The sequence below is a fragment of the Pseudoxanthomonas suwonensis 11-1 genome (assembly GCF_000185965.1).
Lineage (GTDB): Bacteria > Pseudomonadota > Gammaproteobacteria > Xanthomonadales > Xanthomonadaceae > Pseudoxanthomonas > Pseudoxanthomonas suwonensis_A.
This window is the reverse complement of record NC_014924.1, coordinates 887,481-911,431: the sequence shown is the minus strand read 5'-3', so window position 1 is coordinate 911,431 and position 23,951 is coordinate 887,481. Positions and strand designations below refer to the sequence as shown.

At 71.2% G+C, this 23,951-nt stretch carries 21 protein-coding genes; 5 read left to right on the top strand and 16 right to left on the bottom strand.

Annotated elements, in window-relative coordinates; translation table 11 throughout:
* Positions 1 to 4: 4 nt before the first annotated feature.
* The 3 genes from PSESU_RS04050 to ssb all read right to left on the bottom strand — a co-directional run bounded on the left by PSESU_RS04050 (position 5) and on the right by ssb (position 4,846).
* Entirely contained in the window at positions 5 to 2,098 is a 2,094-nt protein-coding gene (locus PSESU_RS04050) for an alpha/beta hydrolase family protein (protein WP_013534500.1), read from the bottom strand.
* 108 nt (positions 2,099 to 2,206) lie between these two features.
* Complete coding sequence (locus PSESU_RS04045; protein WP_013534499.1) at positions 2,207 to 4,159, bottom strand: OPT family oligopeptide transporter; 1,953 nt, start codon at positions 4,157 to 4,159, stop codon at positions 2,207 to 2,209.
* Between the two features lie 177 nt (positions 4,160 to 4,336).
* The gene (gene ssb / locus PSESU_RS04040) at positions 4,337 to 4,846 is read right to left on the bottom strand and encodes a single-stranded DNA-binding protein (RefSeq protein WP_013534498.1); all 510 of its coding nucleotides are present in this window, start codon (positions 4,844 to 4,846) and stop codon (positions 4,337 to 4,339) included.
* A 402-nt stretch (positions 4,847 to 5,248) separates the two neighbouring features.
* On the opposite strand from ssb, the gene PSESU_RS04035 reads away from it, so the two are divergent.
* Positions 5,249 to 6,256, top strand: coding sequence for a polyprenyl synthetase family protein (locus PSESU_RS04035; protein WP_013534497.1), 1,008 nt, complete (start codon positions 5,249 to 5,251; stop codon positions 6,254 to 6,256).
* Positions 6,257 to 6,318: 62 nt separating this feature from the next.
* On the opposite strand, the gene murD is transcribed toward PSESU_RS04035, so the two are convergent.
* From murD to PSESU_RS04020, 3 genes are all read right to left on the bottom strand, one after another.
* A complete protein-coding gene (gene murD / locus PSESU_RS04030; RefSeq protein ID WP_013534496.1) occupies positions 6,319 to 7,707 on the bottom strand; it encodes a UDP-N-acetylmuramoyl-L-alanine--D-glutamate ligase in 1,389 nt (462 codons plus the stop codon).
* Entirely contained in the window at positions 7,688 to 9,043 is a 1,356-nt protein-coding gene (gene murL, locus PSESU_RS04025; protein WP_013534495.1) for a UDP-N-acetyl-alpha-D-muramoyl-L-alanyl-L-glutamate epimerase, read from the bottom strand. The genes murD and murL overlap by 20 nt, the downstream gene beginning before the upstream one ends.
* Before the next feature lie 189 nt (positions 9,044 to 9,232).
* A complete protein-coding gene (locus tag PSESU_RS04020) occupies positions 9,233 to 11,857 on the bottom strand; it encodes a bifunctional aspartate kinase/diaminopimelate decarboxylase (RefSeq protein WP_013534494.1) in 2,625 nt (874 codons plus the stop codon).
* A gap of 232 nt (positions 11,858 to 12,089) precedes the next feature.
* Here PSESU_RS04020 and PSESU_RS04015 point away from each other — a divergent pair, with 232 nt between their 5' ends.
* Complete coding sequence (locus PSESU_RS04015) at positions 12,090 to 12,950, top strand: PhzF family phenazine biosynthesis protein (RefSeq protein WP_013534493.1); 861 nt, start codon at positions 12,090 to 12,092, stop codon at positions 12,948 to 12,950.
* A 32-nt stretch (positions 12,951 to 12,982) separates the two neighbouring features.
* Positions 12,983 to 13,864 carry a PhzF family phenazine biosynthesis protein gene (locus PSESU_RS04010; protein WP_013534492.1) on the top strand — a complete coding sequence of 294 codons (882 nt, stop codon included), beginning with the start codon at positions 12,983 to 12,985 and terminating at the stop codon, positions 13,862 to 13,864.
* A gap of 76 nt (positions 13,865 to 13,940) precedes the next feature.
* Here PSESU_RS04010 and PSESU_RS04005 read toward each other — a convergent pair whose 3' ends face one another.
* From PSESU_RS04005 to rlmE, 10 genes are all read right to left on the bottom strand, one after another.
* Positions 13,941 to 14,132, bottom strand: a complete 192-nt coding sequence (locus tag PSESU_RS04005; RefSeq protein WP_013534491.1) for a DUF2065 domain-containing protein — start codon at positions 14,130 to 14,132, stop codon at positions 13,941 to 13,943.
* Positions 14,132 to 14,995: a protease modulator HflC gene (hflC, locus tag PSESU_RS04000; protein ID WP_013534490.1), complete on the bottom strand. Its 864-nt coding sequence runs from the start codon at positions 14,993 to 14,995 to the stop codon at positions 14,132 to 14,134. Before hflC ends, PSESU_RS04005 begins: the two co-directional genes overlap by 1 nt.
* A complete protein-coding gene (gene hflK, locus PSESU_RS03995) occupies positions 14,992 to 16,125 on the bottom strand; it encodes an FtsH protease activity modulator HflK (protein ID WP_013534489.1) in 1,134 nt (377 codons plus the stop codon). The genes hflC and hflK overlap by 4 nt, the downstream gene beginning before the upstream one ends.
* Positions 16,126 to 16,239: 114 nt before the next feature.
* On the bottom strand, positions 16,240 to 17,574 hold the full coding sequence (gene hflX / locus PSESU_RS03990) for a ribosome rescue GTPase HflX (RefSeq protein WP_013534488.1): 1,335 nt from the start codon (positions 17,572 to 17,574) through the stop codon (positions 16,240 to 16,242).
* Positions 17,575 to 17,591: 17 nt separating this feature from the next.
* Positions 17,592 to 17,867: an RNA chaperone Hfq gene (gene hfq, locus PSESU_RS03985; protein WP_013534487.1), complete on the bottom strand. Its 276-nt coding sequence runs from the start codon at positions 17,865 to 17,867 to the stop codon at positions 17,592 to 17,594.
* Positions 17,868 to 17,936: 69 nt separating this feature from the next.
* Entirely contained in the window at positions 17,937 to 18,920 is a 984-nt protein-coding gene (gene miaA, locus PSESU_RS03980; RefSeq protein ID WP_013534486.1) for a tRNA (adenosine(37)-N6)-dimethylallyltransferase MiaA, read from the bottom strand.
* A 9-nt stretch (positions 18,921 to 18,929) separates the two neighbouring features.
* Positions 18,930 to 19,826 carry a dihydropteroate synthase gene (gene folP / locus PSESU_RS03975; RefSeq protein WP_013534485.1) on the bottom strand — a complete coding sequence of 299 codons (897 nt, stop codon included), beginning with the start codon at positions 19,824 to 19,826 and terminating at the stop codon, positions 18,930 to 18,932.
* Positions 19,827 to 19,863: 37 nt separating this feature from the next.
* Entirely contained in the window at positions 19,864 to 20,148 is a 285-nt protein-coding gene (locus PSESU_RS03970; RefSeq protein ID WP_013534484.1) for a hypothetical protein, read from the bottom strand.
* A 3-nt stretch (positions 20,149 to 20,151) separates the two neighbouring features.
* Positions 20,152 to 22,086 carry an ATP-dependent zinc metalloprotease FtsH gene (gene ftsH / locus PSESU_RS03965; protein ID WP_013534483.1) on the bottom strand — a complete coding sequence of 645 codons (1,935 nt, stop codon included), beginning with the start codon at positions 22,084 to 22,086 and terminating at the stop codon, positions 20,152 to 20,154.
* Positions 22,087 to 22,151: 65 nt separating this feature from the next.
* The gene (rlmE, locus tag PSESU_RS03960; protein WP_041763827.1) at positions 22,152 to 22,790 is read right to left on the bottom strand and encodes a 23S rRNA (uridine(2552)-2'-O)-methyltransferase RlmE; all 639 of its coding nucleotides are present in this window, start codon (positions 22,788 to 22,790) and stop codon (positions 22,152 to 22,154) included.
* 82 nt (positions 22,791 to 22,872) lie between these two features.
* Between rlmE and yhbY the strand changes: the two genes are divergently transcribed.
* Both yhbY and PSESU_RS03950 read left to right on the top strand, forming a co-directional pair.
* Entirely contained in the window at positions 22,873 to 23,178 is a 306-nt protein-coding gene (gene yhbY, locus PSESU_RS03955; protein ID WP_013534481.1) for a ribosome assembly RNA-binding protein YhbY, read from the top strand.
* Positions 23,179 to 23,197: 19 nt separating this feature from the next.
* Positions 23,198 to 23,572 carry an Mth938-like domain-containing protein gene (locus PSESU_RS03950; RefSeq protein WP_013534480.1) on the top strand — a complete coding sequence of 125 codons (375 nt, stop codon included), beginning with the start codon at positions 23,198 to 23,200 and terminating at the stop codon, positions 23,570 to 23,572.
* The last annotated feature ends 379 nt before the right edge of the window (positions 23,573 to 23,951 follow it).

The following is a 23,951-nucleotide window of genomic DNA, read 5'->3' as shown; positions in this document are numbered from 1 at the left end:
CACGTCACTGGCCGATGTGCTTCTTAAGCCAGGCGTTGACGGTGTCGTGCCAGAGCACGCTGTTGGCCGGCTTGAGCACCCAGTGGTTCTCGTCCGGGAAGTACAGCAGCTGCGACTCGATGCCCTTGCGCTGCAGCGCGGTGAAGGTCGACAGGCCCTGGTCCACCGGCACGCGGTAGTCCTTCTCGCCCTGCACCACCAGCATCGGCACCCGCCACTTGGCGACGTGGTTGACCGGGTTGAAGCGCTCGAAGTTCTCCGGCTTGTCGTACGGGGTGCCGCCGTTCTCCCATTCGGTGAACCACAGCTCCTCGGTCACGTAGCCCATCGAGCGGGTGTCGAACACGCCGTCGTGGTTGACCAGGCACTTCCAGGGCGAGTGACCTGCTTCATCAAACCAATTCCCTGCGATCCAGTTGATCATGTAGCCGCCGTAGCTGGCACCCAGGGCACAGGCCCTGTCGCCGTCCAGGAAGGCGTACTTCCGCTGCGCGGCGGCCCAGCCCTTCTGCAGGTCCTCGAGCGGCTTGCCGCCCCAGTCGCCGCTGATCGAGTCGGTGAAGGCCTGGCCGTAGCCGGTGGAGCCGTGGAAGTCGATCATCACCACCGCGTAGCCCTGGCCCGCGTAGGTCTGCGGGTTCCAGCGGTAGCTCCAGCCATCGCCGAAGCTGCCCTGCGGGCCACCGTGGATCAGGAACGCCACCGGGTAGCTCTTTCCTTCCTCGTAGTTCCACGGCTTGACCACGTAGCCGTGCACGGTCTCGTTGTTCCAGCCGGCGAAGGTGAACTGCTCGTAGTCGCCGAAGGCCACGTCGGGCAGCATCTCGCCGGCGCTCGGGGTGATGGCGCGCTGCCGGGCCGGGTTGGCCAGCGAGGTGGTGAACAGCTGGTCGCCGCTGCGCAGCGAATTGCGGGTGAAGGCCAGGGTGTCGCCTGCGATGTCGAACGAGGAGATGGTGCCCTCGCCCACGACCTGCTCGACCTTGCCGCTGGCCATGTCCACCTTGAACAGCGGATGCTGGCCCAGGTGCTGGGCGGTGGTGTAGATGGCCTTGCCATCGGCCGACAGGACGATGCCGTCGGCGCTGCGGTCCCACGACCGCGCGATCTCGCGCGCCTTGCCGCTGGCAAGGTCCATCGCCATCAGGCCGAAGCGGTCGGCCTCGAAGCCCGGGCGCTTCATCGCGCGGTAGTACAGGGTCTTGCCGTCGGCGCTGAACACCGGGCCGGTGTCCCAGGCCGGGTTGGACGCGGTCAGGTTCTTCAGCGGCTGGCCGTCGCGGTACAGGTACAGGTCGAAGTTGGTCGACCACGGCTCCTGGCGGTCGGCCACGCGCATGGAGAACACCAGCGACTTGCCGTCTGGCGACCAGGTGTATTCGTCGGAGCCACCGAACGGCCGCGAGGGTACGTGGCCCACCGGCTCGTTCCTGCCAGCACCCACCAGCACCGGTGCCGGGGCCTTGTCGCCGCTGGCCGGGGTGGTCACGAACAGGCGGCTGTGGCGGCCGTCGGCCCAGGTGTCCCAGTGGCGCACGAACAGCTGGTCGTAGACCACGCCGCTGGCCTTGGACTTTTCGCGCTTGTCGAGGCGGGAAACCGTGCAGTCCAGGTCGGCGCCGCAGTCGGTGAACACGTCCATGCTCACCGCGATGCGCTTGCCATCCGGCGAGACCTTGTAACTGCCGATGTCCAGCGGATAGCGGGTGAGCTGGCGGGGCTCGCCGCCGGCGACCGGGATCGAGTACAGCTGCTGGCTGCCGCCCTTGGCGGAGAGGAAGTACACCGACTTGCCGTCGGCCGAGAACGAAGGCGAGTTGACGCTCCAGCCTTCCGGGGTCAGCCGCTTCGGCGGGGCCAGGTCTCGGGTACGCAGGTCGCGGATCCACAGGCCGGTGCTCGCCTTGCCCAGGTCCTCGCCGATCTCGCGCCTGGCGAACACCACGCGGGCGCCATCGGGCGAGAGCACCGGCGAGGACACGCGGTCCAGCTTCTGCAGGTCGCGCACGTCGAGGCCGCGCGCGGCCTCCACGTCGTGGACCGCGCCAAGACCGAGCAGTCCGGCCAGGGCCAGGACAAGGGGCGTACGTGCGGACATCGGGAACTCCTTGGAATGAGGCGGTCCCGGATGCTAGGCAGCGCCGCCGGGCCGGCGCAAAGGCGGAAGGTCATGCGGCCTTCCGCCCGTCCTGCGGGAACCTCCCGCTCAGCTTGCCTGTTCGGCGCGCTTGCCGGTGCGGTACAGCAGCCAGCCCACCGCGAACAGCACGACCAGGCCAACCCACTGGGCGGCCGAGCCCAGGTCGACCGGCAGCGCCAGCACCTCGGCGTCCTGGCTGATCACGATCGGCAGGGCGATGGCGATGCCCATCAGCGCCTCGCCGGTGATCAGGCCCGCGGAGAACAGCACGCCCGGGCGATGCACGCGGTCCAGGCCGGCCTCGTCGTCGTCGCCGACCTTGTGGAAGCGCTGCACCAGGTGCGCCAGCAGGCCGCCGAGGAAGATCGGGACCATCAGCTCGAGCGGCAGGTAGATGCCGATGGCCGCGGCCAGCACCGGCACGCGGAAGCGCTTGCCGGTCTTCTTCAGCCAGCCGTCGATCGCGATCACGATCGCGCCGACCACCGCGCCGATGCCGATCATGGTCCACGGCAGCTCGCCGCCGAACAGGCCCTTGGCCACCGAGGCCATCAGGTTGGCCTGCGGCGCCGGCAGGGTCTTGGAACCAATGCCGTAGGCCTCCTGCAGCAGGTTCAGCACCGGGGCCATGATCAGGGCGCAGGAGAAGGCGCCGATGCCCAGCATCAGCTGCTGCTTCCACGGGGTCGCGCCGACCAGGTAGCCGGTCTTGAGGTCCTGCAGGTTGTCGCCGCCGACCGCCGCCGCGCAGCACACCACCGCGCCGATCATGATCGCCGCCACCGCGCCAAGCGGCGCGCCGCCGACCTGGGTCTGGCCATCGGCGCCCAGCAGGAACAGCAGCACCACCGAGGCGAACAGGATGGTGGCGATGGTGATGCCCGACACCGGGTTGTTGGACGAGCCGACCAGGCCGGCCAGGTAGCCGGACACCGACACGAACAGGAAGCCCGCCACGATCATGATCAGGGTCATGGCGAAGCTGGCGACCCAGAAGCCGACGATGGCGTGGTACAGCAGCCACAGCGGCACGATGAAGGCCACCAGCGCCACCAGCATCCACTTCATCGGCAGGTCGCGGTCGGTCTCGGCCACCGCCGCACCGTGGGCGGCGCCCTTGCGCGCGGCGGCGAAGCCGCTCTTGATGCCGGCCAGCAGCGAGTTGCGCAGCGAGAACAGGGTCCAGACGCCGCCGATCAGCATCGCGCCCACGCCCAGGAAGCGGATCTTGGCCGACCAGATGGCAAAGGCCGCGTCCTCGGCCGGCGCGCCGGCGATCGCAGTGGCCAGGGCCGGGTCGGTGTCCAGGAAGAACGCGTGGTACACCGGGATGGCGATGTGCCAGGACAGGATCGCGCCGGACAGGACCACGATGCCGACGTTGAGGCCGACGATATAACCCACGCCCAGCAGCGCCGGCGACAGGCCGGTGCCGAGGTAGCCGATCACCTTGTTGTTGGCGAAGTAGCCGGCCACCGCCCAGCTGTCCGGGATCAGGCGCAGGCCGTTGGCCGCGGCGAGCTTGACCACGCCGCCGATGGCCGCGGAGATGCCCAGGATCTTCAGGCCCGGGCCGGGGTTCTCGCCGGCCTTGAGCACTTCGGCCGCGGCCTTGCCCTCGGGGAACGGCAGCGGCTCCTCGACGATCATGGTCCGGCGCAACGGCACCGAGAACAGCACGCCCAGCAGGCCGCCGAGGCCGGCGATGCCCAGCACCCACCAGTAGTCGAAGTCCGGCCAGTAGCCCATCAGCACCAGCGCCGGGATCGTGAAGATCACGCCGGCGGCGATCGACGAGCCGGCCGAGGCGCCGGTCTGGACGATGTTGTTCTCCAGGATCGTGCCGCCGCCCAGCAGGCGCAGCACGCCCATGGAGACCACGGCCGCCGGTATGGCGGTGGCCACGGTCAGGCCGGCGAACAGGCCCAGGTAGGCATTGGCCGCCGACAGCACCACCGCGAGCACGATGGCGAGGACGACGGCGCGGAAGGTCAGCTGTGGCGCACCCTTGCCGGCCATTCGGTTTCCCCTGCAAACAAAGAGGCCGCCACGTTACTCGTCCCGGCGCCGGCTGGTCCAGTAGTACCGGGGCCGGAGAGGCCACCGCCGCCCAAACGCAGCGCGGACGGCCAGCAGGCCGTCCGCGCCGGGAACCATACGGTCGCGCGCGCCACCGCAGGGTGGCGCACACCGGAATCAGAACGGGATGTCGTCGTCGGCAAAGCCGTCGTCGAAGCCGCCCGCGGCCTGGGCCGCGGGAGCCGGCGCCGGGGCGCTGCGCTGGCCACCGCCGTATTCGCGGCGCGGCGGGGCGCTGCGCTGCGGACGGTCGCCGCCGCGGTCGTAACCACCCTCGCCGCCGCCACTGCCACCGCGGCCACCGAGCATCTGCATTTCGTCGGCGACGATCTCGGTGATGTAGCGCTCCTGGCCATCCTGGCCGGTGAACTTGTCGTAGCGGATCGAGCCTTCGACGTAGCACTGCGAACCCTTGCGCAGGTACTCGCCGGCGATCTCGCCGAGCTTGCCGAAGAACTTCACCCGGTGCCACTCGGTGCGTTCCTGCTGGTTGCCGTCGCGGTCCTTGCGCACGCTGGTGGTGGCCAGGCGGATGGTGGTCACGGCCATGCCGGACTGGGTGTACTTGGTTTCGGGATCGTCGCCGAGGTTGCCGACCAGGATCACCTTGTTGATGCCGCGCGCCATAGTCTTGGATTCCGTATTCAGGGCCTGGGCAGGCCCGGGGAAGGCAGGAGAGTATAGCCGGCCGCCCTCCGCCATCGGTCGAAACCGTGTGTCCGGGTAGGACTTTTCCGGCGCGGGACGCGCTCCCGCACCCGGGTGCCCGGCGCCGTGGGGCCAGGCGGTACAAGCCTGCGGCGCGCAGGCGTACGGATCCGCGGACCCGCATTCGTGGGAGGAGATACAGATCTGGAGCCCTGGCGCCCCCACGGCAGGCGGGCGGCGCGGGTGGACAGGCTGCCGTCGCGTCCGGGCACAGCGACGGCCAGGCCGCGCCAGGTCCTGGAACGGACCCGTGCACGCCGCGTGCTGGGGTTGCCGTACGCCGCGGCTTATAATTTTCGGCCTGTATTCCAGGCGGCCCGCATGGCAGACCACTTCAGCACCCCCTCCCGCGGCACCCTGCCCCGGATCCAGGCGCTTGCCGCCGCCGACATGGCCGCGGTCGACAGCCTGATCCGCAACCGCCTGGCCTCCGACGTCGTCCTGATCAACCAGATCGCCGAGCACATCGTCTCCGCCGGCGGCAAGCGCCTGCGCCCGATGCTGGTGGTGCTGGCCGGCCAGGCCACCGCGACCAGCCTGGGCACCACCGCCGACCACCACCAGCTGGCGGCGATCATCGAGTTCATCCATACCTCGACCCTGCTCCACGACGACGTGGTCGACGAATCCGACCTGCGCCGCGGCCGCAGCACCGCCAATGCGATCTGGGGCAATGCCGCCAGCGTGCTGGTCGGCGACTTCCTGTACTCGCGCAGCTTCCAGCTGATGGTCGAGCTGGACCGCATGGAAGTGATGCAGATCCTGGCCGACACCACCAACCGCATCGCCGAGGGCGAGGTGCTGCAGCTGCTGCACGTGCGCAACCCGGATACCGACGAGGCCGCCTACCTGCGGGTGATCGAGCGCAAGACCGCGGTCCTGTTCGCCGCCGGCACCCGCCTGGGCGCACTGGCCTCCTGCGCCGATGCCGACACCCAGCAGGCGCTGTACGACTACGGCATGGCCCTTGGCTACGCCTTCCAGATCGCCGACGACGTGCTCGACTACACCGCCGACGCGGCCGACCTGGGCAAGAACCTCGGCGACGACCTGGCCGAGGGCAAGGCCACCCTGCCCCTGATCCACGCCATCACCCACTCCGACCCGGCCACCCGCGAGCGCCTGCGCCAGGCGGTGCAGGAGGGCGATACGTCCGCCATGCCCGAGGTACTGGCGGCGATCCACGCCACCGGTGGCCTGGAGTACAGCCGCAAGCGCGCGATGGACTATGCCGCCGAGGCCGAGGCCGCGCTGGCCGGCCTGCCGCAAAGCGAGGCGCTGGAGGCCCTGCGCGGCCTGGCCCGCTACGCGGTCGAGCGCACGCACTGAGGGATGGGCCGCATTGCGGCCCATGTCCGTTCACCTGGAAGATCCCGCGCCGCCGACGCCGCTCAGGCGACGCCGAGCCCGGGGATGGTGCTGATGCCGTCCGGATCGAAGCCGGCCAACGCGGCGAAGTGGCGGCCACGCTCGGTGTAGTCGCGGTAGGCGCCGAAGCTCGGCGCGCCCGGCGACAGCAGGACCACGCCACGGCCACCCAGCAGGCGCCGCGCGCGCGCCACCGCATCGGCCAGGTCGTCGGCCGCTTCCAGCGCGAACAGGCCCTCACCGGCCTCCCCTTCCAGCAGCTCGTGGATACGCGGCCCGTTGGCGCCCATGGTCACCACCGCCTTCGGCGGCTGCGCACGCAGGCGCTCGGCGAAGCCGTGCCAGTCCAGGCCGCGGTCGTGGCCGCCCAGCAGGATCGCCACCGGCGAGCCGCGATGGCAGTCCAGCGCCGCCAGGCTGGCATGCGGGGTGGTGCTGATCGAATCATTGACGTAGCCGATGCCGTCGCGCTCGCCCAGCCACTGCAGGCGGTGCGGCAGCGGACGGAAGTCCATCGCCGCCGGCGCCAGCGGCGTGGCGTCCACGCCCAGGGCCTCGATCGCCGCCAGCACTGCGCACAGGTTGCCGCGGTTGTGGCGCCCGGGCAGTGGCACGGCCGCGGTGTCGAACACGAAGTCGTCGCCGCGGTACAGCGCGTCATCGCGCAGGTGCCAGCCGTCCTCGCGGTTGAACCAGATGATGCGGCTGCCCGGCAGCTCCAGCGCGGCCAGGCGCGGATCGGCGGCATTGAGCACCGCGGTGCGCGGGCGCGCTTCGGTGACCAGGCGCAGCTTGTCCTCGATGTAGCGATCCTCGCTGCCGTGCCAATCGAGGTGCTCGGGGAACAGGTTCAGCACCACCGCCACCTCCGGATGCGCGCCACTGCGGGCGACGTCGCCGGTCTGGTAGCTGGACAGTTCGATCGCCCAGAACTCCGGCACCGGCTGCGGCTCCAGCACTTCCAGCAATGGCAGGCCGATGTTGCCGGCCAGCGCGGTGCGGTGGCCGCCGGCGCGCAGCAGGTGCGCCAGCAGCGAGGTGGTGGTGCTCTTGCCCTTTGTGCCGGTCACGCAGACCGTGCGCCCATCGGCATGCTCGCCGAACCACAGCGAGGTGCCGCCGATGAAATGCGTGCCGCGTGCGGCCGCGGCCAGCGCCTCGGGCTTGTACGGGCTGATGCCCGGCGACTTCACCACGATGTCGAACGCGGCCAGCGCCTCCGCATCCACCCGGGTGCGCGGCTGCAGCAGCGGATCGCCCAGGCCGGCGACGTCCGCCGCCTCGACCTCGTTGCAGAACAGCGCCAGCGGCAGCTGCGGCAGCCGCGAGCGGATCGCCTTCCAGGCGGCGCGGCCCTCGCTCCCCCAGCCCCACAGCGCGACGCGCCACCCCTCAAGCTGCGAAATGCGCACTCACCCGCTCCCACAGCGCGGCCGGCACGCGGTGCTCGCCACCGGCCTGCAGCAGCGGTTCGATCGCCAGCTCCGCCGGATCCAGCTGCGGCCGGATCTCGCGCACGTAGCGGGCGACCAGCGCGTCCTCGCGCCACTCGGCACGGCCGGCCAGCTGCTCCATCGCCGCGCGCGATTCCCTGCCCTCGCCCACGCACTCGAACGGCTTGTGGTCCTGGAACTCCAGCAGCGCGTCGAAGCCGGCGGCCTGCGCCGGATCGTCCAGCAGGTTGCGGCCGAAGATCCTCACCAGCCGCGGCTTGGGCATGAACGGCGCCAGCGCCAGGAACACGAAGTGGCACTTCGGGCACAGTCCGCACCAGCGCTGCGCCGGCTTCTCGCCCAGGATGTGGAAGTTGCGGTTGCAGCTGGAGAAGTGCGCGTCGTAGCGGTCGCTGCGCGCGAACTGCCGCGCCACCGCCAGCTCCGACAGCGGGCGCAGCAGCGAGTAGTAGTGCAGGTCCGGCGCGACCACGCGCTCGACGTGCTCGCCGAAGGCCTGCTCGAAGGCCCAGCCCTTGGACCACTGGTGGTTCACTTCGCCAGTACCGGGGATCAGGCTTCCGTAGCTGGCCGAGCGCTCGTTGGAGAACACCACCTGGCCGTGGCCGGTCAGCAGCGCCGCCAGCACCAGGATCGCCGAGTTCACCGCGGTCACCGGGATATGGCCGTTGTACGCGCCCTGGCGGTTGATCTCGAACAGCGCCGGCGCCAGCGCGCGGCCGATGTTGAGCGTGTCCAGGCCGGTGCGCTCGGCGCAGGTGCGGATCAGCTGCGAGCCGCCGATCCAGGCCACGGTCTGCTCCACGCCCGCGGCACGCAGCGCCTCGATGCTGACCAGCGAATCCTTGCCGCCGCCGATCGCGACCAGCGCGCGTCCGGGCAGGCCCGCAGCCGGCGCCTGCACTGCGGCACCGCCCTGGCGCGGGAAGCGGATGCGGCCGCGCAGGTCCAGGCCGTTGCGGTAGGCGAACTCGCCCAGGCCGTTGAGGTAGACCTGTTCCAGCAGCGCGGCGGTGGCCTCGTCGATGGCGTAGCCATCGATCCGGATCTCCGGCGGCACCGCGGCCTTGTAGTAGCTCACGCCGGCGACCAGGTGCAGCAGGCGCAGGGCCTGCTCCACCGCGGCGGCGCGGGTGGCGTCCAGCGCGAACGGGGCGCCGGGAATGGTGACGGTCTCCACCAGCTCCGGGCCCTCGTCGAAGGCATAGGCCAGTTCGGCCACGCCGGTCGCCGGGTCGAAGCCGCAGCGGACGAAGCGGAAAACGCGGATGGAATCGCGGTCGAATGCAGTCATGCAGGATCCAGGGTGGAGCACGCCGGGCGTCGCGGTGGGCGGCCGCCAGGCAGGAAGTCGAGGGGGGAGGCCGCGCCGCGGCCCGCCACGGAAGGCGCCAGCGTAGCGCCAAGCGCCGCCGAAGGCAGCCTCGCGCCTATCAGGCGGGGACCGGCGGCAGGCCCGCCGCCGGTCCGGAGGGGCCCTGGCTCAGGCCATGGCCCCATCGATCACGTCCTCCGGCGGCAGCTCGCGCAGGTTGTAGCGGCTGGCCATGGAATGGCCGTAGGCGCCGGCATCGGCCACCAGCATCACGTCGCCCGCGGCGGTGTCGCGCGGCAGCCGCCGGCGCTTGCCGAACAGGTCGCTGGACTCGCAGATCGGGCCGACCACGTCGAACTGGCCGTCTGCCGGGGCGTCGATCCGCTGCAGGTTCACGATGTCGTGCCAGGCGTCGTACATGGCCGGGCGCACCAGCGCGTTCATGCCCGCGTCCAGGCCGACCCGGACCACGCCGTCCTTCTCCACCACCTGGGTGGCCCGGGCCAGCAGCACGCCGGCCTCGGCCACCAGGAAGCGGCCCGGCTCGATCACCAGGCCGAACGCCGGATGCACGGCGCGCACCTCGGCCAGGCTCGCGGCCCAGGCCTCCAGGTCGAACGGCTCGTCCTCCGGCGCGTACGGGATCGGCAGGCCGCCGCCGATGTCCAGGGTGGCCACGGTGCCGAAGCGACGGGCGAATCCGGCCAGCTCGTCGCACATCTGCCGCCAGTGACCCATGTTCTCCACGCCGCTGCCCAGGTGCGCGTGCAGGCCGGTGATGACCACGCCCAGCCCGCGCGCCTCCTGCACGAACTCGTCCACCCGCTGCGCCGACAGGCCGAACTTGGCCTCCTTGCCACCTGTGTTGACCTTCTCGTGGTGGCCGTCGCCATGGCCCAGGTCGATGCGCAGCCACAGGCTGCGGCCGCGGAAGGTCTCTGGCCAGTTGCGCAGCAGCTCGACGTTGTCGACGGTGACGGTCACGCCCAGCGCCAGCGCCTGCTCGTACTCCTCGCGCGGGGCGAAGCTCGGGGTGAACAGCACCCGCGCCGGATCGATCCCCGGAACCACCGCGAATACGTGGCGGATCTCGGCAAGCGACACGCACTCCAGGCCGAAGCCTTCCTCCGCCAGCGCGTTGAGGATGGCCGGGTGCGGGTTGGCCTTGATCGCGTAGTAGCGGCGGTCGACCGCGGCCAGCTCCTTCAGCTGCCGGGCGCGCTCGCGCACGGTCGGCAGGTGGTAGACGTAGCGCGGCGTGCCGGTCTGGGCCAGCTGCAGCAGGCGCGGCCGTTCCAGCTGCCACCACGGCTGCGGACGCGGCCGCACCGCGCCGTTGATCTCGCGCCAGCGCGGGCCGAACACCTCGGTCTCCTGCACCGGCATCGCGCCGCTGTCGATCAGCGCGGCGTGCAGCTGCGGCAGCAGGCCGTCGGCGTCGGCCTCGTCGATCACGAAGGTGAGGTTAAGGTCGTTGGACGACTGCGAGATCATGTGCACGCGCTCGTGCACGAAGCTGGAGAACACCTCCGACAGCCTGTGCAGCAGCGAGCGGATGCCGCGGCCCACGAGCGTGATCGCCGCGCAGGGCACGATCACCTTCACCCGGCCGATCTTCCCCAGGTCCTCGGCCAGCGCCGAGAGCACGTTCTGGCTCAGCAGGTTCTCGCTCGGATCCAGCGACACGGTCACGTTGGTCTGCGAGGTGCCGATCATGTCCACCGACAACCCGTGCTTGCGGAACAGCGCGAACACGTCGGCCAGGTAGCCGACCTGCTGCCACATGCCGATGTCCTCGACCGACACCAGGACCACGCCGTTGCGGCGGCTGATCGCCTTGACGCCGGCCACGGTGGCGGCGCTGCGGTCGATCACCGTGCCTGGCAGCTCCGGGCGCTCGGTGTCCAGGATCGCCATCGGCACGCCGGAGTCGCGGCATGGCTTGATCGAGCGCGGATGCAGCACCTTGGCGCCGGTGGTGGTGATTTCCTGCGCCTCGGCGTAGCCCAGGCGGCTGAGCAGGCGCGCGTCCGGGACCTCGCGCGGGTTGGCGCTGAACATGCCGGGCACGTCGGTCCAGATCTCCACGCGGCTGGCGCCCAGCAGCGCGCCGAAATACGCGGCCGAGGTATCCGAGCCGCCGCGGCCCAGCACCGCGGTGCCACCATCCTCGTGGCGGGCGATGAAGCCCTGGGTGATCAGCATCCGCGTGGGCTGGCCGGCGAAGCGCTCGCGCCAGGCGGCGTCCGATTCCCAGTGGCAGTTCACCGACAGCCGCCGCGCCCATTCGCTCTGGTTGGCCTGCGGGGGCAGCGCCTGCAGCCATTCGCGCGCATCCATCCAGCCGAAATCCAGGCCGGAGGCGCGCAGGTAGGCGGCGCCGAGGGTGGACGAGAGCAGCTCGCCCTGGGCCAGCACCTCGGCCTGCCAGTCCAGCGGGCGGCTCGATGCGCGCGGATCGTCGAGCAGGCCGCGCAGCGCGGCCAGGCGCGCGCCCAGCACCGCGTCGGCGTCGAGTTCCAGCTCGGCCAGGAACCCGCGATGGCGCGCCTCCAGCGCGGCCACGCGCGCGGCCGAGTCCTCGCTGCCGTCGGCGATCGCGGTCAGCTCGTTGGTCACGCCCGACAGCGCCGACACCACCACCAGCACGCGGCCGCCGGTGGCCTCGGCCCGCTGTTTCGCCAGTTTGCCGATCGTGTCCCAGCGATGGCGGCGCGACACCGAAGTGCCGCCGAACTTGAGGACGATCCAGCCGCCGGAAGCGGCGTCTTGCGCGGGCAAAGCTGCGGACATTGACGTGTCTTTGGGGACCACCCGACCACCGGGCATGAACCGCCGATTCTAAGCGCTTTTTCCGCTGCAACCGGGAGGAATACACCAGTACGTACAGGTTGCATGCGCGACGGCCGGGAGCGTCACAACGGCAACCATTCCCGCGCGTGCTGGCGCGCTCTGGCACCAGCGCTCGCGTGCCACTCCGGCCTGCCCTTACCCTTCTACTTCCGCTCCCTGCGAGAGAACCACCATGCCCATTCGCCGCTTCATGCAGCTGGACGTGTTCGCACCCGCGCCCGGTGCCGGCAATCCGCTGGCGGTGATGTTCGATGCCGGGGGCCTGGACGAGGCGCGCATGCAGGCCTTCGCCGCCTGGACCAACCTGTCGGAGACGATCTTCTTCCTGCCGCCGACCACGGCCGAAGCCGACTACCGCATCCGCATCTTCACCCCGCGCATGGAACTGCCGTTCGCCGGGCATCCCAGCGTGGGCGCGGCCTGGGCGGCGGTGGAGGCCGGCCTCGCCCGGCCGCGCGCCGGCAGGCTGGTGCAGGAATGCGCGGCAGGCCTGCTGCCGGTGCGGGCCGACCAGGTGGACGACCGCCTGCAACCCTCGGTCCGCAGCCCGCGCGCACAGGAGCGCACGCTGGCCGCGCCGGACTGGCTGCTGGAGGAGCACGTGTTCGGCGCGCGCCGCGGCCCGCTGGAGCCGGCGCTATGGAACAACGGCCCGGACTGGTGGCTGCTGGAACTGGCCGACGCCGCCGCGGTGCGCGGCCTGCAGCCGGACCTGGACGCGATCGCCAGCCTGCCGGGCAAGGGCAAGCTGGCGGTATTCGCCGCCGGCGACGGCGGCGCCGACCTGGTGGTGCGCGGCTTCGCGCCCGGCGTGGGCATTCCCGAGGATCCGGCCACCGGCAGCGTCAACGCTTGCATCGCCGCCGCCCTGCACCGCGCCGGGCGCCTGCCCGGGCGCGATGGCCGCTACCTGGCCAGCCAGGGCCGCGAGATCGGCCGCGATGCGCGCCTGCAGCTGGAGGTCGACGGCGAGGGCGAGGTCTGGGTGGGCGGGCCGGTGCACGCGGTGATCCGCGGAACGGTGGACTGGTAATCTCGGCGCCCCGAATCCCCCCGAGGCAACCCATGGCCCAGCGCCCCTTCGTCCAGGTTGACGTGTTCGCCGACCGGCCCGGTGCCGGCAATCCGCTGGCCGTGGTGCTGGATGCCACCGGCCTGGACGATGCGGCGATGCAGGCCATCGCCCGCTGGACCCGGCTGCCGGAAACCACCTTCGTGTTTCCGCCGACCCAGCCTGGCGCCAGCTACGGCATCCGCATGTTCAGCCCCAAGCGCGAGGTGCCGTTCGCCGGCCACCCCAGCGTCGGCACCGCCCACGTGGTGCTGGAGGCCGGCCTGGCCAGGCCCGACGCCGACGGCCTGCTGCTGCAGGAAGGCATCGCCGGGCTGCTGCCGCTGCGGGTGGAGGAGGTCGAGGGCGCGCGCCGGATCGCCATCCGCACCCCGCGCGCCAGTCTGGTGGAAGTGGCCGACGCGCGTGGCTCGCGCCTGCTCGAGGCGCTGGACTGGCTGCCGCCGGGCGAGCTGCCGCCGGCGCTGATGGATGGCGGTCGCCGCTGGTGGGTGGCCGAGGCCAGCGACGAGGCCAGCCTGCGCAACGCGCGACCGGACTGGGAAGCGATCGCCGGACTGGCGCGATCGACCGAAAGCATGGGCGTGCTCGCCTTCGCCCGCTGCCATGGCAGCGACTACCAGGTCGCCGCGCGCGCCTTCGTCGGGGGCGCCGGCATGTTCGAGGACGCCGCCTCGGGCGCGGCCAACGCCACCCTCGCCGCCTGGCTGGCCCGGCGCGACGCCCTGCCCGGCCGCGACGGCCGCTACCGCGTCAGCCAGGGCCGCGAGGTCGGTTACGACGCGCGCCTGGACATGTACGTCGATGCCGAGGGCGAGGTCTGGTCCGGCGGCCAGGTGACCAGCGTGGTCCGCGGCAGCATCGACTGGCGCTGAGCCGCGACTCCAGTATCCCGGAAACAGGACAGGCGCCCTTTGGGCGCCTGTTCCTCCTAGCCGGTTGGAGCGACGCTCAGCCCTGGCGCACGAGCCACAGCGCGGCCAGGCCAAGCCCCAGCACCACCAGCCCGAACCGCCGCAGCGCCTGGTCCGGGCGCTGCAGCAGCTGCTCCATCGTCTGCCGCCACACCCGCGGTGCGGCGAACAGCAGCAGGCCTTCCAGCACCGCGACCAGGCACAGTGCCGACACCAGCTCCTGTGGCATCAACGATCGCTCTTGAGGTACTGCAGGAACGGATCGTCGCGCTCGAGCACGACCACGCCCTGGCCGTCTGCAAACGAACGCCGGTAGGCTTCCAGGCTGCGGTAGAACGCGTAGAACGCCGGATCGGCGGCCGCGCCCTGCGCGTACAGGCGCGCGGCCTCGGCGTCGCCTTCACCGCGCAGGCGCTGGGCGTCGCGCTCGGCCTCGGCCACGATCACGGCCTGGTCGCGGTCGGCCTGCGCACGCACGGTGCGCGCCTGCTCCTCGCCCTCGGCGCGCAGCGCGCTGGCCACCTGCTTGCGCTCGGCGCGCATGCGGTCGTAGACCTGCTTGATCACGTCGCTGTCGGTCGGCAGGTCGATCTGCTTGAGGCGGATGTCGACGATCCGCATGCCCAGGGTCTGGGCGCCGCGGTTGATGCCTTCCAGCTGCTTGGCGATGACCTCGCTGCGGTCGCCCGACACCAGTTGGGTCAGGGTGCGGGCGTTGATCTCGTTGCGCAGCGAGTCCTTGATGATCGGCGCCAGGCGGTCTGCGGCCGAGCTCTCCACGCCGCCGGTGGCGCGGTAGAACGAACGCACGTCGTCGATGTAGCCGATGGCGACGAAGTCCACCGCAACGTCCTTGCGCTCGGAGGTCAGGTAACGCTCCGGCGAGAAGTCGATCAGGCTGAAGCGGCGGTCGAACACGCGTGCGGTCTCGACCAGCGGCCACTTGAAGTGCAGGCCGGGGCCGATGTCGGTGCGGGCGACGCGGCCGAGGTTGAGGACCAGGCCGACCTGGTCCTCGCGGACCACGTAGACCGAGCCCATCAGGCCGAGCAGGGCGGTGACCGCCAGGGCGATCCAGAGTGGGTATTTCATCGGCTTGCCTCCCCACGGCCGGTGCGGCTCCCGTCACGGGTACCGTCGCGCAGGTTGTCGGGACTGCTTTCGATCACGGGCAGCAGCGCCTCGCCGGCCGGGGCCGGGGCGGCGGTGCCGGACTGCGGCTGGGTCGCGCCGGGGGCATTGCCCATCGGCACGTAGATCAGCTGGCGGCCGTCGCCACCGATGACCTTGCGGTTGCGTGCCAGCACTTCCTGGACGGTCTCCAGCCACAGGCGCTTGCGGGTGACCTCGGGGGCGCTGCGGTACTCGTCGCGCAGCAGCGAGAAGCGGGCGACGTCACCCTCGGCCTGGGCGATCTTGGCCGCCTTGTAGCCTTCGGCCACGGTGCGGCGGCGGGCCGCCTCGCCTCGCGCCTCCGGGACCACCTTGGCGGCGTAGGCGCGGGCCTCGCTGATCAGCTGGTCCTTGATCTGCTGGGCGCTGTTGACCTCGTCGAAGGCCGGCTTGACCTCCTCCGGCGGACGCGCATCCTGCAGGTTGAGCTCGGTGACCACCAGGCCGGTGCGGTACGCGTCCAACGAGGCCTGCAGCTGCTGGCTGGCGCTGACCGAGAGCGGGCCGCGGGCACCCAGCACGGTATCCAGGGTGGCGCGGCCGACCTGCTCGCGGACCGCGCTCTGCGCGACCTGCTCCAGCACGCGGTCGGCATCGCGCGAGCCGAACAGGTACAGGCGCGGGTCGCTGACCCGGTACTGCACGTTCATGGCCACGTTGACGATGTTCTCGTCGCGGGTCAGGACCGGCACGGTGTTGCTGAAGGTCTTGATCTGGGTCGCGTTGACCTTGATCACGCGCTCGATCGGCCACGGCGCCTTGAGGTTCGGGCCGGGCTGCATCACCCGGGCGAACTGGCCGAAGCGCAGGACCACGCCCTGCTGCTGCTCGCCCACCAGGGTGAAGCTGGTCAGCACCACCACCAGGGCGACGCCCAGCAGGACCCAGCGGCCGATGCCACCGCCATTGCCACCCCCGAAGAGGTCGCGCAGCCGGTCGAAGCCGCCACCCAGGCCATTGCCGCCGCCGGAGGGGCGACGCGGCGGCCAGGGGTTGCGGCGGTTGTTGTCGGGGGAGTCCCCACCCTTTCCGGGTGTATTCCAGACCATGAACGCTCCGAGATAAGTGGCCCTGCGGCGGTGGATACCGCCAGGCGGGTCGCCGTCCGATTCTAGCAAGACGCATGACGGCGCCCGTCGGGACGGGGCGGGCGCCGGCAGGACTCAGCGTCCGGCGTCGGTTTCCCAGTCCTCGGGCGCGGGCGGCGGCAGCAGCGCGCGCAGCGGCTCCCCGCCTTCGCGCGCGGCCAGGCGCTCGGCCTCGCCACGTGGCAGGTCCAGCTGCAGCAGCCAGCCGTCCTCGTCGGCCTGCTCCGAGCGCACCGCGCCGAGGGCATGGAGCTGGGCACGCAGGCGGCCGGCAGCAGGCGGCAAGCGCAGCTCGCCGGTGGCGCGCTGCAGGTCCAGGCGCTGGGCCAGGGCGGCCTGCAGCAGCTCCAGGCCGCGGCCGTCGCGGGCCGAAAGCCAGACCCGCTCGCGGTGCCCGGGCTCGTCCGCCGCGGCGGCGGCATGGTCGTGGCGCGGTTCGGCACGCTCGATCCGGTCGATCTTGTTGAACACCAGCAGCTGCGGCAGCTCGCCGGCACCGACCTCGGACAGCACCGAGTCGACCTGGGCGATGCGCTCCTCGCGCAGCGGATCGGCGGCGTCGACCACGTGCAGCAGCAGGTCGGCCTCGCGCGCCTCGGACAGGGTCGAGCGGAACGCGGCCACCAGTTCATGCGGCAGGTCACGGACGAAGCCGACGGTATCGGCCAGGACCACGCTGCCGCCGGGCAGGGAAATCCGGCGCACGGTCGGGTCCAGGGTCGCGAACAGCTGGTCGGCGGCGTAGGCGTCGGCGCCGGTCAGGGCGTTGAACAGGGTCGACTTGCCGGCGTTGGTGTAGCCCACCAGGGCCACCCGCGGCAGTTCGCTGCGCACGCGGGCGCGGCGCATCTGGGTGTGCTGGACCTCGACCTTCTCCAGCCGCTTCTGCAGCTGTTCCAGGCGCTTCTGCAGCAGGCGGCGGTCGGTCTCCAGCTGGGTCTCGCCGGGACCGCGCAGGCCGATCGAACCGCCGCGCTGGCGCTCCAGGTGGGTCCAGCCGCGCACCAGGCGGGTGGCCAGGTGCTTGAGCTGGGCCAGTTCCACCTGCAGCTTGCCTTCGTGGCTGCGCGCACGCTGGGCGAAGATGTCCAGGATCAGGCCGGTACGGTCCACCACCCGGCGCTGCAGGGCGCGCTCGAGGTTGCGCTCCTGCACCGGGCTGAGCGGGTGGTTGACCAGGATCAGGTCGGCACCGGTGGCCTCGGCCGCGGCCTTGACCTCTTCCAGCTTGCCGCTGCCGATCAGGGTGGCGGGGTTGGGGCGGTCGATGCGCGCGGTCAACGTGGCCGCGACGCTCGCCCCGGCCGACCTGGCGAGGTCGGCGAATTCTTCCAGCACGTCCTCTGCCAGGCCGCCGGAGTGGGGCTGGATCAGCAGGGCGTGTTCACCCTTGCGGGATCGTTCGAACAATCAGTACTCCCGGGCGCTCATGCGCCCTCGTCGCCGTCCTCTCCACCTTCGGAAGGCTGCTGCACGTATCCGCCGCCGGGACCAACCCGGACATTGCGCGACGGAACCACGGTGGAAATGGCGTGCTTGTAGACCATCTGGCTCACGGTGCTGCGCAACAGCACCACGAACTGGTCGAATGATTCGATCGTACCCTGCAGCTTGATGCCGTTGACCAGGTACACCGAGACCGGGACGCGCTCGCGGCGCAAAGCGTTCAGGAATGGATCCTGCAAGGACTGCCCCTTGGACATGTGCTCCCCCTCATCCTTGTTCTTGTTGTGGGTGGTGGTGGCGAGGACCTCCCCGGTCCTCGGGGCATGTTACACAAGCGGGCTGGCCGCGTCCGGCGGCAGTCCGCCGGTGAAGCGCGCAACCGCCTCCCGCAGCGGGGCCCGGTCGCTGCCCGGGTCGAACCACAGCGTGTCCAGCTCGCCGCGCAGCCAGGTGAGCTGGCGCTTGGCCAGCTGGCGGGTGGCGAAGATCGCGCGGTCGCGGAAGCCGGCGGCGTCGCCCTGGCCGTCGAGGAATTCCCAGGCCTGGCGGTAGCCGACGGCGCGCAGCGCCGGCAGGTCCAGTGGCGCCGGATGGTCGCGCAATTGGGGCAGCGCGCGCAGGCGCAGGACCTCGTCGAGGAAGCCGGCCGCCAGCATCGCGTCGAACCGCAGGGCGATGCGCTCGTGCAGCACGGCGCGGCTGGCCGGGGCCAGCACCAGCTTCAGCACCTTCAGCGGCAGGCGCGGCGGCGGCGGATCGCGCTGCCAGGCGCTGATCGGGCGGCCACTGACCCGGTAGACCTCCAGCGCGCGCTGGATCCGCTGCGCATCACCGGGCCGGATGCGCGCGCCGGCCTCCGGATCGACCGCGGCCAGCTCGGCATGCAGCGCCGCCCAGCCACGTCCGGCGGCCTCGGCCGCCAAGGCCGCGCGCACCTGCGGATCGGCCGGTGGCATCGCCGCCAGTCCGCGCAGCAGGGCCTGGAAGTACAGCCCGGTGCCGCCGGCCAGCACCGGCACCTTGCCGCGGGCGACGATATCCAGCACCGCGGCGCGCGCGTCTTCGGCGAACTCGGCGGCCGAGTACGGCTGCCAGGGTTCGCGCACGTCCAGCAGGTGGTGCGGCACGCCGGCGCGCTCGGCCGCGTCGGGCTTGGCCGCGCCGATGTCCAGGCCACGGTAGACCAGGGCCGAATCGACGCTGACGATCTCACCGCCCAGCCGCCGCGCCAGCTCGACCGCGAACGCGGTCTTGCCCGAGGCGGTCGGGCCCATCACCGCGATCGCCAGGGGCCGTGTATCGACAGGCATCGGCGTCGGTCAGTCCTCGTCGGGCCAGCGGATCGCCGGCGCCGCGTCCCTGCGCGGGGCCGGCACCGCGGCCACCGCTTCCCACACCTTCAGTGCATCGACCGTGGCGGCCACGTCGTGCACGCGCACGATGCGCGCGCCGCGCTGGGCCGCCAGCAGGTGCGCGGCGACCGATCCGGCCACGCGCTCTGCGGGAACATCGCGCCCGGTCAGGGCGCCGATGGTGCGCTTGCGCGAGATGCCGGCCAGCACCGGCACGCCCAGCTCCGTAAGCCGCTCCAGCTGCGCCAGCAGGGCCAGGTTGTGGTCGTTGTCCTTGCCGAAGCCGAAACCCGGGTCGACCACCAGCCGCGCGCGCGGGATGCCGGCCAGCTCGGCGGCGAAGATGCGGTCGGCCAGGTAGCGGTGCACCTCGGCGACCACGTCGTCGTAGTGCGGCGCCTCCTGCATCGAACGCGGCTCGCCACGCATGTGCATCAGCACCACCGGCACGCCCAGCGCCGCGGCCGCGTCCAGCGCGCCCTCGCGCTCCAGCGCGCAGATGTCGTTGATCATGCCGGCGCCGGCGGCCACCGCCGCGCGCATCACTTCCGGCTTGGAGGTGTCGATGCTGATCGGCACCGCGGCGCGCGCCGCCAGGCCCTCGATCACCGGGATCACCCGGCGCAGCTCTTCCTCGACCGGTACGCCTTGCGAACCTGGCCGGGTGGACTCGCCGCCGACGTCGAGCAGGTCGGCGCCCTCCTCCACCAGCCTCAGGCCATGGGCGATGGCGGCCTCGGCACTGGCATGTTCGCCGCCGTCGGAGAACGAGTCGGGGGTGACGTTGACGATGCCCATGACCCGGGTGCGGTCCAGGCGCAGCAGGCGACCGGCGCAGTCCAGCCGCGGCGATGTGTCGAACATGGCGAAGTCCCCGGTGCGTTGCGGGCGGCGCGCCGCGTCAGCGGTCGCCGCCGAAGATGGAGGCGTCGATCCGTGCCGCGCGACGGCGGGCGTACATGCCGAAGCCGAAGGCCAGCGCGGCCACCAGCAGGCTCAGCCCCACCAGGGCCAGCGGTATCCGGCCCAGGGCGTAGAACAGCGTGGTCACGGTGAGCACGGTCGAGGCACCGGCGAAGGCGCCGGCGCCGACGTTGCGCCACGGATTGCGGACGTAATAGCTCGGCCGGGGCGTGTCCGCCCCGGCCTGGTCACGACGCGGCTGTTCGGGAAGGTTCCCGGCCATGCCTCAGGTCTGGGTCGCCGGGCCGCCGACCGGAGGCAGCGGACGCGGGTCGTTCTTGTCGCCGCCACCCTTGCCGGACTTGCCCCAGCCTGCCGGCGGCGGCGGATCGCGGCCTTCCATGATCGCGTCGATCTGCGGCGCGTCGATGGTCTCGTACTGCAGCAGCAGCTCGGACATCCGGTGCAGCTTGTCGATGTTGGCGGTCAGCAGCTCGCGGGTACGCGAATAGGCCTTGTCCAGGATCGAGCGCACGACCTCGTCGATCTTGCGCGCGGTGGCGTCGGACACGTTCTTGTGCTGGGTCACCGAGCGGCCGAGGAACACCTCGTCCTCCTCCTCGCCGTAGGCGATCGGGCCCATCTCGTCGCTCAGGCCCCACTTGGTGACCATGTTGCGGGCCATCTTGGTCGCCCGCTCGATGTCGTTGGAGGCGCCGGTGGTGACCTTGTCCTCGCCGAAGATCAGCTCCTCGGCCACGCGCCCGCCATACAGCGAGCACAGCTGCGACTCGATCGCCACCCGGTTCATCGAGTAGCGGTCACCCTCGGGCAGGTACATGGTCACGCCCAGGGCGCGGCCGCGCGGGATGATGGTCACCTTGTAGACCGGGTCGTGCTCGGGCACCAGGCGGCCGACGATGGCGTGGCCGGCCTCGTGGTAGGCGGTCAGGCGCTTCTCTTCCTCGCTCATGGCCATCGAGCGGCGCTCGGCACCCATCAGGATCTTGTCGCGGGCGCGGTCGAAGTGGTCCATGCGGACCTCCTTCTCGTTGCCGCGCGCGGCGAACAGGGCCGCCTCGTTGCACAGGTTGGCCAGGTCGGCGCCGGAGAAGCCCGGGGTACCGCGCGCGATCACCATCGGCTCGACGTCGTCGGCCAGCGGCAGCTTGCGCATGTGCACCTTCAGGATCTGCTCGCGGCCCTTCACGTCCGGCAGGCCGACCACCACCTGGCGGTCGAAGCGACCCGGGCGCAGCAGCGCCGGGTCCAGCACGTCCGGACGGTTGGTCGCGGCGATCACGATCACGCCCTCGCCACCCTCGAAGCCGTCCATCTCCACCAGCAGCTGGTTGAGGGTCTGCTCGCGCTCGTCGTGGCCGCCGCCCAGGCCGGCGCCGCGATGGCGGCCGACCGCGTCGATCTCGTCGATGAAGATGATGCAGGGCGCGTGCTTCTTGGCCTGCTCGAACATGTCGCGCACGCGGCTGGCGCCGACGCCGACGAACATCTCGACGAAGTCCGAACCGGAGATCGAGAAGAACGGCACCCGCGCCTCGCCGGCGATGGCACGCGCCAGCAGGGTCTTGCCGGTGCCCGGCGGGCCGACCATCAGCACGCCGCGCGGGATCTTGCCGCCCAGCTTCTGGAACTTGGAGGGATCGCGCAGGAACTCGACCAGCTCGCCGACCTCCTCCTTGGCCTCGTCGCAGCCGGCGACGTCGGCGAAGGTGACCTTGACCTGGTCCTCGCCCTGCAGTTTGGCCCGGGACTTGCCGAAGGACATGGCGCCCTTGGCCCCGCCTCCGCCGCCCTGCATCTGCCGCATCATGAAGATCCAGAAGCCGATCAGCAGCAGCACCGGCAGGAAGTTCAGCACGATGCCCCAGAAGCCGGGACCGGTCGACGGCTTCTCGCGGACGATGTCCACGTTCTTGCTGACCAGCTGGTCGATCAGCTTGCCGTCCATCGGGCCGACCACCTGGCCCTCGGTGCCGTCGGCGCGGCTGTAGCGGATCGCGTTGGCGGTGAAGGTGCTCTCGTCGGTGAACACCACCGAGCGGATGCGGCCGGCGTCCACGTCCTGCAGGAAGCGGGTGTAGCTGGCGTTCTGGCTGGCCGCCGGGGCGCCCGCGCCCCGCGGCGAGAAGCTCTGGAACACCACCATCAGCACGACGGCGACGACCACCCAAAGCAGCAGATTCTTGGTCAAGTCGTTCATCCTCATCGGCTCCGGTATCCCGTTTTTTCCTGCATGTTCGTTTCGGTCCTGGCGTCCAGGCCAGCTTACTTCATCCGTGCCAGCTTGCCCTGGCCCAGGGCATAGACTTCCGGCGAACGCTTGCGCGAGGCCGCCGGCTTGCGGATGGCGACCTTCTCGTAGCGGCGTCGCAGCTGGCGCACGTATTCATCGAAACCCACCCCCTGGAACAGCTTGATCAGGAAGGCGCCGCCGGGGCGCAGGTGGTTGTCGGCGAATTCCATGGCCAGCTCGGCCAGGTACATGGCGCGCGGCTGGTCGACCGCGTCCACGCCACTCATATTGGGGGCCATGTCGGAAAGGACAAGGTCGACCGGCTGCCCGTCAAGAAGTGATTCCAGCTGGGATAAGACGTCATCCTCCCTGAAATCCCCATGAAGAAACTCGACCCCGGCCAGGGGCGGCATCTCCAGGATGTCCAGGGCGATGACCCGGCCACTGTCGCCCAGGGCCTGGCGCACGTACTGCGACCAGCCGCCCGGGGCGGCGCCGAGGTCGACCACGGCCATGCCCGGCTTGAGCAGGCGGTCGCGCTCCAGCAGTTCCTCGAGCTTGTAGGCGGCACGGGAACGCAGGCCCTCGGCCTGGGCCTTCTTCACGTAGGGATCGGAGAAGTGCTCGCGGAGCCAGCGATGGCTGCTTTTGCTGCGGGAGCTGCGTGACATGCGTAGGGGGCCGGGCGCGGCGCCCGCGGCGTGATGGGCCGCCATGATACCCTGATCCGCCCCGCAGCCCGTCCCGTACCCGATGCCAGTTGTCCTGACCTCCGCCCAGAACCGCTTCCTCCGTGGCCAGGCCCATGGCCTCAAGGCCCTGATGCAGGTCGGCGGCAAGGGCATCACCCCGGCCCTGGTGGCCGAACTGGACCAGGTCCTGGAGCGACACGAGCTGGTCAAGGTGAAGGTCGGCGCCGAGGACCGCGAGGCCCGGGACGCCATGATCGACGCGCTGGCCAGCCAGACCGGCGCGGCCCTGGTGCAGCGGATCGGCCATACCGCCACCCTGTACCGCCCCTCGAAGGAATCGCCGCAGATCGTGCTGCCGCGCGCGTAAGCGGCGCCAGGAGCAGCCCATGCAGCTCAGCCACGAACGTCCGGACTACGGCTTCGTCCTGCGCGGCGCCGATGCCCGCAGCGCCCGGGTCAACGACCAGCTGCTGACCCGCAGTTTCGCCATCGCCCCCGACCGCCTGCTGGAGGACTGGGACGCCCCGGCCTCGGCCGCGGCCCTGGAGCCGGCCCACCTGGCCCCGCTGCTGGACCTGCAGCCGGAGCTGGTCGTGCTTGGCACCGGCGAGCGCCAGGTGTTCCCGCCCGCCGCCGCGCTGGCCGCCTGCCTGACCCGCGGGGTCGGCATCGAGGCCATGGACAACGCCGCTGCTGCCCGCACCTACAACGTCCTCGCCGGCGAAGGCCGCCGCGTGGTGGTGGCGCTGCTGCTGGGTTGAGGCCGGGCCCCAGGCCCGGCGGCTGCCGCGGATGGTTCGCGGCCTGGCCACGTCGCAAGACCCACGCACATCCTCCCGGCACGGGCCGCGACCCTGCGTCTTTGCCCTTTCGCGAGGCCTTGCGGGCAAACTGCATCCAGCGAGCCGTTTGGTAGTCCGGCTCCAACCCTATCCCCTATCCCTGCTCCGCGCCCCGGCCCGCGCCCATGGGGACGGGCGTTCGAAGGAATGCGCGCCATCGGTGCGCAAACATGCCTCCCCACTCGAAGGGAGAGTGGCTGAAGCATTTGTTCTCCGGGAGGTAGAGCAGCGGGTCGACCGGCTTGCCGTTGCAGTGGGCGAAGCCGCGCCGCCTGCGACCCACCCGGTCGCGCCCGGG